The following is a 15,233-nucleotide window of genomic DNA, read 5'->3' as shown; positions in this document are numbered from 1 at the left end:
TAGTAAACTATCAATTAATCACTATGGTTTAAAAACTTAATATTTCGTGTTAACCCAGAATACTTGGTTCGCTTTACTGCTGATTTTTTAAAGACTTTTTTAAATGTTTCTTCGGTAATTTCTTCCCAATCCTTTTTGGTCATGTCTAAAAGCTCTGGATGTGGATTGAATAATGGCTCATTATGCGGTTTTGAAAACCGGTTCCAAGGGCATACATCTTGGCATACATCACAACCAAACATCCAATCGTCTGTTTTGTTTTTAAACTCTGAAGGTATGTTGTTTTTTAACTCAATGGTTAAATACGAGATACATTTACTACCGTCTACAACATAAGGCTCTGTAATGGCTTGTGTTGGGCATGCATCTATACAGGCGGTACAACTACCGCAATGGTCTGTGGTTGGTGTATCGTAATCTAATTCTAAATCTATGATTAACTCTGCAATAAAATAAAAAGAGCCAACTTTTTGTGTTAATAGGTTACTGTGTTTTCCTATCCAGCCCAAACCACTTTTTGCGGCCCAAGCTTTGTCTAAAACTGGGGCTGAATCTACAAAAGCACGACCGTGAACATCGCCAATTTCATCTTGAATAAATTGTAATAGCTGCTTTAACTTATCTTTTATTACAAAATGATAATCGGTTCCGTAAGCATACTTTGATAGTTTGTAGCTTTCGGTGTTTTGAGTTTGTGAAGGAAAATAATTAAGTAGTAACGACACTACGCTTTTAGAGCCTTCTACTAGTTTTGTTGGATCTAAACGCTTATCAAAATGGTTTTCCATATAGCGCATTTCTCCATGCATATTGGCGTTTAGCCAACGTTCTAACCTTGGTGCTTCAACTTCTAGAAACTCTGCTTTACTTACACCACATGACAGAAAACCTAGCCTTTTAGATTCCTCTTTTATAAGCTTTGTGTATTTTGATTTATGGTTATTCATTAAGCTCGAGGTTGAAACCTAACAATGGCGTTTTTAGGCTTAAGCGTTATTAATGGATTTATTTCTATGGTATCTTTAGTTGGATGTATTTCAAATTTATATAGCATTTCAGAAATAGCTATAATCATTTCATACATAGCAAAATTGTTTCCGATGCATTTTCTTGGTCCTGCTCCAAATGGAAAATATTGCGATGAATAATTTTTAGCCTTTTCGGGAGAAAACCGATTGGGGTCAAATTCCTCCGGGTTTTCCCACAGGTTTTTATGTTTATGAATTTCTATAATAGATAATAAAATGCTACTCTCTTTTTTAAACTGATAGTTTTTAAAACTATCATCTTCTAAATTAACACGGTCAATAAAATACGCAGGCGGATACAACCTTAAAGTTTCTTCAACAACCTGTTTTGAGTAAGAAGACATAGAAATAGCAGACATTATATCGGTATCATGTTGCTCTAATACTTGTTTGTATTGTTGTGCTACTTTTTTTTGCCAATCGGGATGTTGCGCTAATAATTGCACTGAAAAACTTAAAGCGTTTGCTGTTGTTTCATGACCTGCTACAAACAAAACTAATATCTCATCTATTAACTGCTCATCACTCATTTGTGAACCGTCATCATAACGTGTTTGCAGGAGCATATCTAACAAATCGTTATACACAGTTGAAGAATTCCTACGCTTATCAATAATAGCTTGTAAAATATCTCTAGAAGCTTTTGTTCGCGACAAATGCTTTTCTATAATCCCGAAATGTTTAAAATACCACGACAAGTAAGGTTGTCTTAATTCCTTGACTAACATCTCTTGATTTTCTTCAGTTACATCTTGAAGTAGTTTTATTTCACTTTCAGATGCTGCATTGCTAAACAATGCTTTTACAACAACTTTAAACGCTAAATTGCTAAACATTGGTAAAACGTCAATGTCTTTATTAGGCTGAATACGTCTTAACTCATCAACAATGGTTTCTTTAATAACCGTTAGTAAATGCTCAATGTGTTTTTTATGAAATGCTGGTTGAATAAGTTTTCGTTGGGTTCGCCAATGGTTACCTTCTGCTGTAAGAAGTCCTTTTCCTAAATACTTAGCAAGGTCTTTAGTTTGAATTGGTGATTTTTTATAATTTTTCCAGTTTTTTTGTAATACATATTCTGCTAATGCTGCATCTCTAGAGAATATTGCATAGCTTTTGGGTCCTATATTTAATTTAAAAGTATCGCCATAACGCTCAAAGTTTTTATGATGAAATGGCAATGGGTTATTAAGTATAGATATTGCTTGTCTTAAAAAAGTAAAGGTTGAAACTTCTGGTATGTTTTTTACAACACTCATTTAAAATAAACCTCCTTGGGTACCACCTTTTATTCGACCAAGATGCTTGTAAGCTTGTTCTGTAACTTCTCTTCCTCTAGGTGTGCGTAAAATAAATCCCTGTTGAATAAGAAAAGGTTCATAAACTTCTTCAATAGTTTCGGCACTTTCGCTAACAGCTGTTGCTAATGTTGTTATACCAACAGGACCACCTTTAAACTTATCTATTATTGTTAAAAGTATTTTATTATCCATCTCATCAAGGCCATGTGCATCAACATTAAGAGCTTCAAGTGCAAACTTGGCTATCTTTATATCTATACGCCCATTTCCTTTTATTTGAGCAAAGTCACGAACACGACGTAATAAAGCATTAGCTATTCTTGGTGTTCCTCTACTTCTTCCTGCAATTTCAACTGCGGCTTCCATAGATATTGGTACATTTAATATAGAAGCACTACGTTGCACAATAGTAGTTAGTAACTCTGTATTATAATACTGTAATCTGCTTTGAATCCCAAAACGTGCTCGCATTGGCGATGTTAATAAACCAGATCGTGTGGTAGCTCCTACTAAAGTAAAAGGGTTTAAATTGATTTGAACGGTTCTAGCATTTGGCCCAGACTCAATCATAATATCGATTTTGTAATCCTCCATAGCAGAGTAAAGATATTCTTCAACTATAGGGCTTAATCTATGAATCTCATCTATAAAAAGAACATCTCTTTCATCTAAATTAGTTAGTAAACCTGCTAAATCTCCTGGTTTGTCTAATACTGGACCTGATGTAATTTTAATACCTACATTAAGTTCACTTGCTAGAATATGTGCCAATGTTGTTTTTCCTAATCCTGGAGGCCCATGAAACAGTGTGTGGTCTAAAGCTTCATCACGAAGATTTGCAGCTTTAACAAACACCTGAAGATTTTCTAAAACTTGATCTTGACCTGTAAAGTCATTAAATGACAATGGCCTTAATCTTTTTTCGACATCTACCTCTTCTGGAGTATAACTATGATTTGTAGGGTCTAGATTTTCGTTCATAAAAACAAAGATAAAGAAAAAGCCTTTCCGTATTGGAAAGGCTTTTGAATATTATTATAATAAAGAATTTTAATGTTGTAATTCTTCTTCTCCTTCTTTTAGAGGTACATCTTGAGGAACAAAATCTACATCATGTCCTGGTTTACTATAATCATAAGCCCAACGGTGTACATGAGGAATTTCTCCAGGCCAGTTACCATGAATATGCTCAACTGGTGTAGTCCATTCTAAAGTTGTAGATTTCCAAGGGTTCTTTGTTGCTCTCTTACCGTAGAACATGCTAACAAAGAAGTTGTATAAAAATATAACTTGGAAAACCGCTCCTACTATAGCAAATACAGTAATAACTACGTTTACATTCGCTAAATCGTCAAATAATGGAAACGCTGAATTAGTATAATAACGTCTTGGTAATCCAGCCATTCCTATAAAGTGCATTGGGAAGAATACGCCATAAGCACAAATTGCTGTTACCCAGAAGTGAATATAACCAAGATTTTTGTTCATCATGCGTCCAAACATTTTTGGATACCAGTGATAAATTCCAGCAAACATACCGTATAGTGCAGATATACCCATTACTAAATGGAAGTGAGCAATAACAAAATATGTATCGTGAACGTTAATATCTAAAGCACTATCACCTAAAATAATTCCTGTTAATCCTCCTGTTATAAATGTAGATACGAAACCTATAGAGAATAACATGGCAGTGTTCATTTGCAGATTACCTTTCCAAATTGTTGTTATCCAGTTAAAGGCTTTTACCGCAGATGGAATTGCAATTAATAATGTTGTAAAAGTAAATACAGATCCTAAAAATGGATTCATACCTGAAATAAACATATGGTGACCCCAAACAATCGTTGATAAAAATGCAATTGCTAAAATAGATGCAATCATAGCACGGTAACCAAAAATAGGTTTACGTGAGTTTGACGCCATAATTTCTGATACCATACCCATTGCAGGTAGAATAACAATATATACTTCAGGGTGTCCTAAAAACCAGAATAAATGTTCAAATAAAACTGGAGATCCACCTTGGTAGTGTAATACTTCTCCTTGAATGAAAATATCTGATAAGAAGAATGATGTTCCGAAACTTCTATCCATGATAAGTAATAACGCTGCAGATAATAATACAGGGAATGATACTATACCAATAATAGCTGTTACAAAGAATGCCCAAACTGTTAAAGGTAGTCTTGTCATAGACATTCCCTTTGTTCTTAAGTTTATTACAGTTACTACGTAGTTAAGAGAACCTAAAAGTGATGACGCAATGAATATAGCCATAGATACTAACCATAATGTCATACCCATACCAGAACCACCTTGTGCCATTGGTAAAGCTGATAAAGGTGGATAAATTGTCCAACCTGCAGCAGCAGGTCCAGCTTCTACAAACAATGAGATAATCATTATAACACTAGATAAGAAAAACAACCAGTAAGATACCATGTTAAGGAATCCAGAAGCCATATCTCTTGCTCCAATTTGTAACGGAATTAATAAGTTACTAAATGTACCACTTAATCCAGCAGTTAATACGAAGAATACCATTATAGTACCGTGTATTGTAACTAATGCTAAATAAATATCAGCATCCATTACACCATCTGGAGCCCACTTACCTAAAAGAGCTTCAAATAATACGTTAGGTTCTTCTGGCCATGCAATTTGCATACGAAACATAATAGACATAAAAACACCTATAACTCCCATAATAGTACCTGTAATAAGATACTGTTTAGAAATCATTTTGTGATCTTGACTAAAAATGTATTTAGTTATAAATGTTTCTTTATGATGATGTCCGTGGTCGTCGTGTGCGTGTGTATCTGCGTGTGTTGACATAATCTAATATATAATACTTTTAAAAAACCGTTATTAATTACTTAAGTAAAGAATCTTTGAATTCTTTTTGTTCTTTCATCCAAGCTTCAAACTCTTCTTGAGTTTCAACTACTATTTTCATTTGCATGTTATAGTGTGATTTTCCACATATTTTATTACAAAGTAATAGGTAGTCAAATTCGTAGCGATCTAGTGGAGCTTCTCCTTTTGTAGCTAGCTCTTTACTTTTTTCTACTCTAATTTCATTAATATGTTGAACTTTCTCTATAATTTGAGGAGTTTGTCTCATATCTGCTGTAGTAACAGTAGGTGTAAATCCAAACTGTGTTATCATACCAGGCACACAGTTCATTTGTGCTCTAAAGTGAGGCATGTAAGCAGAGTGTAACACATCTTGAGATCTCATTTTGAATAACACTGGTCTTCCTACAGGCAAGTGAAGTTCTTTAGTGATAACATCATCTTGAGCGTTAGGATCAGACTCATCAACTCCTAATATGTTTGCATTATCAAGATTTATTAATCTTACGTTTGCTTTCCCTAAAGTATTGTCTTTCCCAGCATATCTTGCTGTCCAACTAAATTGTTGTGCATATAATTCTACAACAATTGGATCTTCATCTTGGTCTATATTCATAATGCTTGTCCAAGTAAATAATCCATAAATTATTAAACCTGCTAAAACAATTACTGGTATAATTGTCCAGATAGCTTCTAATGTATTGTTATCAGCATAGAATAATGCTTTTTTACCTTTTTCACCTCTGTATTTGTAAGCAAAATAATGAAGTAAAAATTGTGTAACTGTTTGAACTATAAATATGATAACTAATGATATAATCATTAAGTTATCTATTTGTGGTCCGTGTTCTGAAGCAGAGTTAGATAATAATGGTAAATCACCCCATTTAACAAAACATACAATGGTTATAATGTATATGAAAGCTAGGAATCCTAGCATTAAATAGGCGTTTAATTTATTATCATAGTCGGTTGCTACCGAGCTATCACTTGATGAGCCCACTTGAGCTAAATCAAATATTTTTACCATTTGCCAAATGGCAACAGCTATGAAAAGTACTATTATAATTGTTAAAAAAGCTGTCATTGTCTTTTCTCTTCTTTAATTAATTTTTTAATAATGAAAATGTTCACTCTCTTTAATAAATGGGTTTCCTTTTGCTAGTAAAGGTGCTTTTGTTAATGCTGTAAATACTATAAAGATAAACAAGCCTGCAAATAACAAAATTGAACTAATTTCAGGAATTCCAATAAACCATCTATCTCCTACAGTTGCAGGCATTATCATATTAAAGACATCTATATAGTGACCAAATAAGATAACTATTCCTGCCATAACAATAAACCATGGCACACGTTTATAATCACTATTCATTAATACTAATAATGGGAATATGAAGTTTAATGCTACCATACCTAAGAATGGTAATTGGTAATCATTGAATCTTGTAACAAAATATGTTACCTCTTCTGGAATATTTGAATACCATATTAACATAAATTGAGAGAACCATAAGTATGTCCAGAAAATACTAATAGCGAACATAAACTTTCCTAAATCATGAATATGACTATCGTTTACAAACTCTAAATAACCTCTAGATTTTAAGTAGATAGTAGTTAATGCAATAACTGTAATACCACTTACAAACATACTTGCAAATACATACCATCCAAAAAGAGTACTAAACCAGTGAGGATCTACACTCATAATCCAATCCCATGACATCATAGATTCTGTGTAAATATAGAATACTAAAAATGCTGCAGATATACGGAAGTTCTTTTTGAAGTTGCTGTTGTCATTAACATCGGCATTATCTTGTGCTATAGAAAATTTTCTAGAAAATTCTCTATATAAAGCCCAACCAGCAATAAAAATTAAGCCTCTTATTGCAAAACCAGTAATGTTTAACCATCCTGATTTTCCTTGAATTAGTTTGTCATGAGCAACTACATCTGGATCCATCCATATAAATATATTGTAATGACCTATTGTACCTGATGCAATAGCGATAGCTAGTACAATAATTGCTCCTGGTAACATGTAGGCAGTAATAGCTTCCATAACTCTAAATAAAACAGGAGACCATCCTGCTTGAGCTGCATATTGAATAGCATAAAAAGCAAGTACACCTAGTGCTATCATAAAAAAGAAGAAAGCAGCTACATATAATGCAGACCAAGGTCTGTTTGCTATTTGATGCTGTACATGTTCAACATGTTTTTTGTGCTCATCAACATGTGTTTCAGCTGAATCATTATGATTATTTGCTTCGTGTGAATTTGTTACTGCGTGTTCTTCATGACTTGTTGAAGCATGAGCAGTGTCTTCTACGTGTCCACCACCATGATGAGATGCTTCAGCTGCAAGAATGGCTTCTACATCTTCAAAAGATTTATGAGATGTCATAAAACCAGAAATAACACCTATTGCTCCAATGATCATTAATGCAATAGAAAGTGTCTTTAATTTATTTGAGAATGTGTACATATCTATAATATAATCTTTATCTATCTTACTTTTCTAGTTTCGTTTTCAAATCTAAAACGTAAGCTACTACTTGCCAACGCTCTTCTTCATTTAACTGATTTGCATAAGAACCCATAGCATTTTTACCATAATAAATTACGTGATAAATACTTCCTTCTGTAATGGCTCTTCCTACGTCATCATAGCTTGGTATACCAAGTATTTTTTCTCTCTTTACAAGATTACCTTGTCCATCTCCTTTTGTTCCATGACAGATAGCACAATAAATATTGTAAAGCTCTTTACCTCTTTCTAAATCAATTTCGTTAGAGTCTAACGGGTTTAGTAGTGTTGCTTTAGCAAGTTCAAATCCTTCTGTTGTGTTTTCTATTTCGTAAGGTGTAAAGCCTCTTGGAATAGTACCATCAACAGGAAGTTGAGCTTCTACACCGTTTTTAAATGCATCAGATTCTGAATATGTTTCATAACCAACTGGTTCATACATATTAGGCATGAATTGATAGTTTGGTCTTGAGTCTTTTTTACATGACACAACCGCTACTAATACTAATGCTATAAATGAAATTTTAATTAAGCTTTTCATATTAATGTGCTTCTTCTTTATCTACAATATTAATTTCTACTGCTCCAGTTTCTTTAAGTAAGCTTTCTAGTTCACTTTCATTATTATGAACAGCTATTTCCATTAAGAAATGATCATCTGTTGTTCTTGGGTCTGGATTTTCTGCCTTTTTAAATGGCCACATTCTACTACGTAAATAAAATGTTATTACCATTAAGTGAGCCGCGAAAAATACTGTAAGCTCGAACATAATAGGTACAAATGATGGCATGTTTTCTATATAACTAAAGCTTGGTTTACCTCCTATGTTTTGAGGCCAATCTTCAATCATGATAAAGTTCATCATTGTAACAGCAACTGTTAAACCTACGCAACCATATAAGAAAGCTGTTATAGCTATACGTGTTGGTGCTAATCCCATTGCTTTGTCTAATCCGTGTACTGGAAAAGGTGTGTATACCTCTTCTATATGATGTTTTGCAGCTTTTACTTTCTTAACTGCAGCCATTAGTACATCATCGTCTGTATAAATAGCGTGTATTACTTTTGATACTTCCATTATCTACGCTTGATTTATTAATGATTTTGCTTGTCCTGACCAATCATCACGTTCTGCTCTTCCTGGGAAAGAACCTGTAATTTCGTCTAACAAGTCATATTCTTTTTTAGTCATCTTACTTACTTGGATAAATGTGTAGATACCTATGCTATTTAAAGCTTCTTCCATTTTTGGTCCTACTCCATTTATCTTTTTTAAGTCATCAGCTGTTTGTGTTGTAGAATCAAATGTTCCTATACTAGCTAACAAGCTGTTTACCTTTTCAGAGTTATCTACTTTAGATGTATTTTCTGTAATTGCAGCACCAGAAGTTCTTGCATCAGCTCCTGTACCAACTAAACTATCACCTCTTTCTCTAATATTTTTATAACGCTCTCCTGAAGATTTTAAAATTGTTTTTACTTCAGCTTGAGCTATTACAGGGAAAGTTCTTGAGTATAATAAGAATAGTACAAAAAAGAATCCTATAGTACCTATAAAAATACCTATATCTACAAATGTTGGTGAGAACATAGTCCATGAAGATGGTAAGTAATCTCTATGTAATGATGTTACAATAATTACAAAACGCTCAAACCACATACCTATATTTACTACAATAGAAATAAAGAATGAGAACATAATACTTGTACGTAGTTTTTTGAACCACATAAACTGCGGAGAGAATACGTTACAAGACATCATCATCCAGTATGCCCAAGCGTAAGGTCCTGTTGCTCTGTTTAAGAACGCATATTGCTCATATTCTACTCCAGAATACCATGCAATAAACAGCTCTGTTATATAAGCTACACCTACTATAGAACCTGTAATCATAACTACAATGTTCATTAGCTCTATATGCTGTACTGTAATATAATCTTCTAGATTACACACTTTTCTCATTATAATAAGAAGTGTATTTACCATGGCAAATCCAGAGAAAATCGCACCTGCAACGAAATAAGGAGGGAAAATTGTAGTATGCCATCCTGGTATAACTGACGTTGCGAAGTCAAAAGATACAATAGTATGTACTGAAAGTACAAGTGGTGTTGCCAAACCTGCTAATACTAATGACACCTCTTCAAAACGTTGCCAATCTTTTGCTCTACCTGTCCAACCAAAACTTATTAAAGAATATATTTTCTTTTGAAAAGGTTTAACAGCTCTATCACGAATCATTGCAAAATCAGGTAATAAACCAGTCCACCAGAAAACTAATGATACTGATAAGTATGTTGAAATCGCAAAAACATCCCAAAGTAATGGTGAGTTAAAGTTAACCCATAGTGAACCAAACTGGTTTGGAATTGGTAACACCCAATATCCTAACCATGGACGCCCCATGTGAATGATAGGGAACAATCCTGCTTGTACTACAGAGAAAATTGTCATTGCTTCTGCAGAACGGTTAATTGCCATTCTCCATTTTTGACGGAATAAAAGAAGTACAGCAGAAATAAGTGTTCCTGCGTGACCAATACCTACCCACCAAACAAAGTTAGTGATATCCCAGGCCCAACCTACGGTTTTGTTTAAACCCCAAGTACCAATACCTGTTGATACGGTATATAATATACATCCAATTCCCCAAAGAAAAGCTACCAGTGAAATTCCAAAAACTATCCACCACTGCTTATTTGCTTTACCTTCAATTGGTCTTGCTACATCCACAGTAACATCGTGGTATGATTTTTCGCCTGTAACTAAAGGTCTTCTAATAGGTGCTTCGTAATGAGACGCCATAATTTGTTTATAATTGTTTCTTAATAATTCTTTTGTTAAGCTTCGGTTGTATTTCTAACTTTAGTTTGATATACAACATTTGGTTTTGTTCCAACGTGTTCTAATAAGTGATAAGCTCTATCATCATCTTTTAAATGTGAAACCTTACTTTCTTTATTGTTAATGTCACCAAAAATCATTGCCCCACTACTACAAGCAGCTGAACATGCTGTTTGGAATTCATCTTTACCTACTTCTCTACCATCACGTTTAGCATCAAGCACTGTTTTTTGAGTCATTTGAATACACATTGAACATTTTTCCATAACTCCTCTTGAACGCACTACAACATCAGGGTTTAGAACCATACGTCCTAAATCATCATTCATATGGTAATCAAACTCATCATTTTCACTATATAAGAACCAGTTAAAACGTCTTACTTTATAAGGGCAGTTGTTAGCACAATATCTTGTACCTACACAACGGTTATAAGCCATATGGTTTTGACCTTGACGTCCGTGTGAAGTTGCTGCAACAGGGCATACAGTTTCACATGGTGCGTGATTACAATGTTGACACATTACTGGTTGGAAAGCTACTTGAGGATTATCTGCTGGATGCTCCATTTCGCCAAAACCACCAAGAGAACCTTTGTCACCCCAAAGTCCTGAAAACTCATCTTTCTTCACATCATCTTCAGCAAAAGTATCTTCTGAAGAATAATATCTATCTATACGTAACCAGTGCATATCACGGCTACGTCTTACTTCTTCTTTACCTACAACAGGAACATTGTTTTCTGCATGACATGCTATAACACAAGCCCCACATCCAGTACACGCATTTAAATCTATTGAAAGGTTAAAGTGATGTCCAATTGAACGATCAAATTCATCCCAAAGATCAACATCTGGTGATGTTACAGGTGTTTCTTCATGATCTAAAGACACAACTGGTATAGCATTCCAGTGATTTTTATCTTTGGTATTAAATATTTCTAATGTTGTTTCTTTTACAATATCGCCACGTCCCATTAGGGTGTTGTGTAACTGAACACAGGCAAATTCGTGCATTCCAGAAGCTGGAGATACACTTACGCTCTGAACTGTATTAAAGTCTTGATACAGTGTGTAAGCATTTACACCTGTTTTCATCTCATCTTTTATACCTAGCGTTCTACCATATCCAAATGATAATCCTACAGATCCTTTGGCTTGACCTGGCTGAATAAGTACAGGAACATTTTTTAATGTTTTTCCGTTTACAGTAACATCAGCATAGCTTCCGTCTAATGCGCCAGTTGCTACATGCTCATTTTTAAGTCCGATTGCATCTGCATCGGCTTTAGATACTGTTAAATAGTTATCCCAAGATACTCTAGATATTGGATCTGGGAATTCTTGTAACCATGGGTTGTTGGCTTGTTGACCATCTCCCATTCCTGTCTTGCTATATAATGTAAGTTCTAATCCTGAACCAGCTTTTGCAGAAGACGCTAAAGCTCTTGCTGCTTCACCTCCAGAAGGTGCCGAAATTGACGTAGTCTCTTCTGAAGTTTCTTCAGATTTTTTAAGACCTAAACCTTCAGCAACATCGTCTATAATTCCTCCTACTAAAGTTTTGTCATCACTCTCTGATGCTGAACTAGTGCTTGATGTTGTAAATCCTTCAGCTACAAAAACACCATCATGTAATGCTTTATTAAAAGATCCTCCACCTAGAACACTTTGGTTCCATGTTTGTTTTATGTAGTCATGATAAGACATGCTACTACCATTCCACTTAAGCAATGCTTCTTGGAATTGTCTTGTATCAAATAATGGGCGAATTGTAGGTTGCATTAATGCAAAGTGCCCTTTCTTGATTTCAACATCACCCCAAGATTCTAAATAATGTGGTGCTGCTGCAATATATTGTGTTTCAGAAGCTGTTTCATCTGCTTTTAATGAAAAAGCAATAGATAGCTCTGTGTTTTTTAATCCTTCAGCAAAATCTGCTGCATTTGGTAATGTATATAATGGGTTAACACCACTCATGATGATACCACCTACATTTCCAGCTTTCATATCAGCAACTAATTTAGCAACTGCTTTATCGTTACCTTGTCTTGTTTTAATAGGTGATGAAGCATCAAAGGCTTTACTGTTTAAGTAACTGTTTATTTCAAGAGCAACTGTTTGCGCGTTTACATCTTGAATTCCTGTTATAACAACACCTTTACTTCCTGCCTTTTTAAGACGAGATGCAGCTTTTTGAACTGCCTCATCAATATGTGCTGGTAACTCACCAGAAACAGAACCTCCAACTATGTAACTATATAGTTTAGCTAAAGCTACTTTTTGCTGACTTGGCGTTAATGGCACTCTTTTATCAGCATTTGCTCCAGAAAGCGACATGTTAGACTCAAACTGTGTATGATGAGACATTACTCCATTTTTAGGAATACGTCCTTTTGCATACCCAGAATCAAATCCACCACCTTGCCAATCTCCTAAAAAGTCAGCTCCAACAGAAACTATGGTCGTTGCTTTTTCAAAATTGTAACTAGCAAGACCACGTGTACCATATTTAGCTTGGTACGCATCCAAAGCTGCTGATTCAGACACAGCATCGTAAACTACATGACGTACATTACCATACTTTGCTTTGAATTCAGAAATCAACTTGCTAGTTGATGGACTTGCAAATGTTTGCGTTAGCAACACAATTTGTTTTCCTGCTGTTTTTAAGTCTGTTAATTTTTGATTTGTTTCAATATCAAATGCACTCCAAGAAATAGCATTCCCTTCTTTCATTGGACCTTGAACCCTCATGCTGTCGTACAATCCTAAAACAGATGCATTAACTCTAGCGTTAGCACTACCGTGAGTAGTTGCCAAAGTATTATTCTCTATTTTAATTGGACGTCCTTCTCGAGTTTTCACTAAAACACTTGCAAAATCATACCCATTAGCAATTGTAGTTGCGTAGTAGTTTGCCACACCAGGAATAATTTCTGTAGGCTGAACCACATAAGGAATAGACTTAATTACTGGTCCTTCACAGGCGGCTAAAGAAGCTGCTGCTGTACTAAAACCAACATACTTTAAGAAATCACGACGTGTTGTTTTAGAACCTTCTAACGACTCTTTATCACCTAAAAACTCGTCAGTTGGAATTTCTTGAACAAATTCGTTTTGTTTTAGCGTCTCAACAATAGAGCTATTCTCGTTAAGCTCTTCAACACTTTTCCAGTATTTCTTGTTTGATGACATATTATATAATTGAATTACTTCTTAATAAATTAATAATGACATTTACCACATTCCAATCCACCCATTTGAGCAGCTGTTAATTGGTCTACACCATACTTTTTAGATAACTCTTCGTGAATCTTAGTATAGTATTCGTTGTCTTTTACTTTTACGTTTGTTTCTCTGTGACAGTTAACACACCAACCCATTGTTAATGGCGCATGTTGCTCAACAATTTCCATTTCTTGAATAGGACCATGACATGTTTGGCACTCTACACCAGCAACAGTAACGTGTTGTGAATGGTTAAAGTAAACAAAGTCTGGAAGGTTGTGTATACGAACCCATTTAACCGGTTGAGAATTTCCTGTGAATTTTTGATCAGCATCACTCCATCCTGCAGCTGCATATAATTTTTGAATTTCACCATCATAAAATTCTTTAGAATACTCTGGAGACGTTTCACCATTATACTCATAAATTGATTTATGACAATTCATACATACATTTAACGAAGGAATTCCTGATGTTTTACTTACTCTAGCTGAAGAGTGGCAATACTTACAGTCTATACCATTATCACCAGCGTGAATTTTATGAGAAAAATGAATTGGCTGAACTGGTTGATACCCTTGATCTACACCAACTTGCATTAAATACCCATAAACAAAATAAGCACTGGTCAACATTAAGAAAATTACAGTAACTAATACTAAAAATTGATTTTTCGCAAATGCTTTCCAAAGCGGCAATCTTTTATCTTCTACCGGCAACTCAACACCTTTAGCTTCAGCAAAACGCTTTAATGTGCGTCTTACTAAAATAAGCGCCATTGCTAATAAAGCAAATAACAACGCTAGCGCACCTAAAATAAGCTCGTTAGATGCAGCGCCAGAATTTGTACTTGTTGCCTGACCATCTACAGCTCCTTCAGGTTTTGGATCAACAGGAGGCTCTTCAGCTGTATAAGCTAAAATATCATCAATATCTTTCTCTGATAATTGAGGAAAAGCAGTCATTGCAGAACCACCATACTCATCAAATATTTTGTTTCCGTATTCATCACCTGCCTTTATCATAGACGAACTGTTATGAACCCAATCATAAATCCACTGTCTATCAAGACCAGCTTCTTCTAACCTTGACTCCACATTACGAAGTGCAGGCCCAGTCATTTTCTTATCAAGCTTATGACAAGAAGCACAGTTGGCATTAAATAATGATTTTCCATTTGCGGGATCTCCTTCTTGAGCAAAAAGAGAAGTTGAAATTGTTAGCAAAAAAAGAACACTTAACTGAAGTACTTTCCTACTTAACTTACGGTGATTCACCTGTTTCATATTATTGGTTGAATTAACTTCTAAACTTTGGTATGATTTTTTCATCTAATAAAATAAAAAAACACAGTTATAAAATCTCTCGCAAAAGTAACACTTATAGTCGATTTTAGAAATGTTAGATATGTGTTAATTTATAATTTAGAG

Annotated in this window: 11 protein-coding genes; all 11 read right to left on the bottom strand. The window is 34.6% G+C overall.

Features of this window, described 5'->3' with window-relative positions; translation table 11 throughout:
- Positions 1–14 precede the first annotated feature (14 nt).
- Positions 15–947: a tRNA epoxyqueuosine(34) reductase QueG gene (queG, locus tag ABD690_RS04950; RefSeq protein ID WP_344727783.1), complete on the bottom strand. Its 933-nt coding sequence runs from the start codon at positions 945–947 to the stop codon at positions 15–17.
- Complete coding sequence (locus ABD690_RS04945; protein ID WP_344727778.1) at positions 947–2,287, bottom strand: cytochrome P450; 1,341 nt, start codon at positions 2,285–2,287, stop codon at positions 947–949. The genes queG and ABD690_RS04945 overlap by 1 nt, the downstream gene beginning before the upstream one ends.
- The gene (gene ruvB, locus ABD690_RS04940; RefSeq protein WP_344727774.1) at positions 2,288–3,310 is read right to left on the bottom strand and encodes a Holliday junction branch migration DNA helicase RuvB; all 1,023 of its coding nucleotides are present in this window, start codon (positions 3,308–3,310) and stop codon (positions 2,288–2,290) included.
- Positions 3,311–3,379: 69 nt separating this feature from the next.
- Positions 3,380–5,170, bottom strand: coding sequence for a cytochrome c oxidase subunit I (locus ABD690_RS04935; RefSeq protein ID WP_344727769.1), 1,791 nt, complete (start codon positions 5,168–5,170; stop codon positions 3,380–3,382).
- Positions 5,171–5,207: 37 nt separating this feature from the next.
- A complete protein-coding gene (locus tag ABD690_RS04930) occupies positions 5,208–6,278 on the bottom strand; it encodes a cytochrome c oxidase subunit II (RefSeq protein WP_344727755.1) in 1,071 nt (356 codons plus the stop codon).
- A 27-nt stretch (positions 6,279–6,305) separates the two neighbouring features.
- The gene (locus ABD690_RS04925) at positions 6,306–7,685 is read right to left on the bottom strand and encodes a quinol:cytochrome C oxidoreductase (protein WP_344727751.1); all 1,380 of its coding nucleotides are present in this window, start codon (positions 7,683–7,685) and stop codon (positions 6,306–6,308) included.
- Positions 7,686–7,710: 25 nt separating this feature from the next.
- Positions 7,711–8,268, bottom strand: a complete 558-nt coding sequence (locus ABD690_RS04920; RefSeq protein ID WP_344727747.1) for a c-type cytochrome — start codon at positions 8,266–8,268, stop codon at positions 7,711–7,713.
- Position 8,269: 1 nt separating this feature from the next.
- A complete protein-coding gene (locus ABD690_RS04915) occupies positions 8,270–8,806 on the bottom strand; it encodes a DUF3341 domain-containing protein (protein WP_344727742.1) in 537 nt (178 codons plus the stop codon).
- Positions 8,807–8,809: 3 nt separating this feature from the next.
- Positions 8,810–10,534 (bottom strand): NrfD/PsrC family molybdoenzyme membrane anchor subunit, encoded by a 1,725-nt coding sequence (gene nrfD, locus ABD690_RS04910; protein WP_344727738.1) that lies wholly within the window; start codon positions 10,532–10,534, stop codon positions 8,810–8,812.
- Positions 10,535–10,569: 35 nt separating this feature from the next.
- The gene (locus tag ABD690_RS04905; RefSeq protein WP_344727734.1) at positions 10,570–13,770 is read right to left on the bottom strand and encodes a TAT-variant-translocated molybdopterin oxidoreductase; all 3,201 of its coding nucleotides are present in this window, start codon (positions 13,768–13,770) and stop codon (positions 10,570–10,572) included.
- Positions 13,771–13,799: 29 nt separating this feature from the next.
- A complete protein-coding gene (locus ABD690_RS04900) occupies positions 13,800–15,089 on the bottom strand; it encodes a c-type cytochrome (RefSeq protein WP_344729297.1) in 1,290 nt (429 codons plus the stop codon).
- Positions 15,090–15,233 lie beyond the last annotated feature (144 nt).

It is taken from the genome of Corallibacter vietnamensis, assembly GCF_039537875.1.
Taxonomy (GTDB): Bacteria; Bacteroidota; Bacteroidia; order Flavobacteriales; family Flavobacteriaceae; genus Corallibacter; species Corallibacter vietnamensis.
This window is presented reverse-complemented; position numbering and strand designations above follow the sequence as displayed.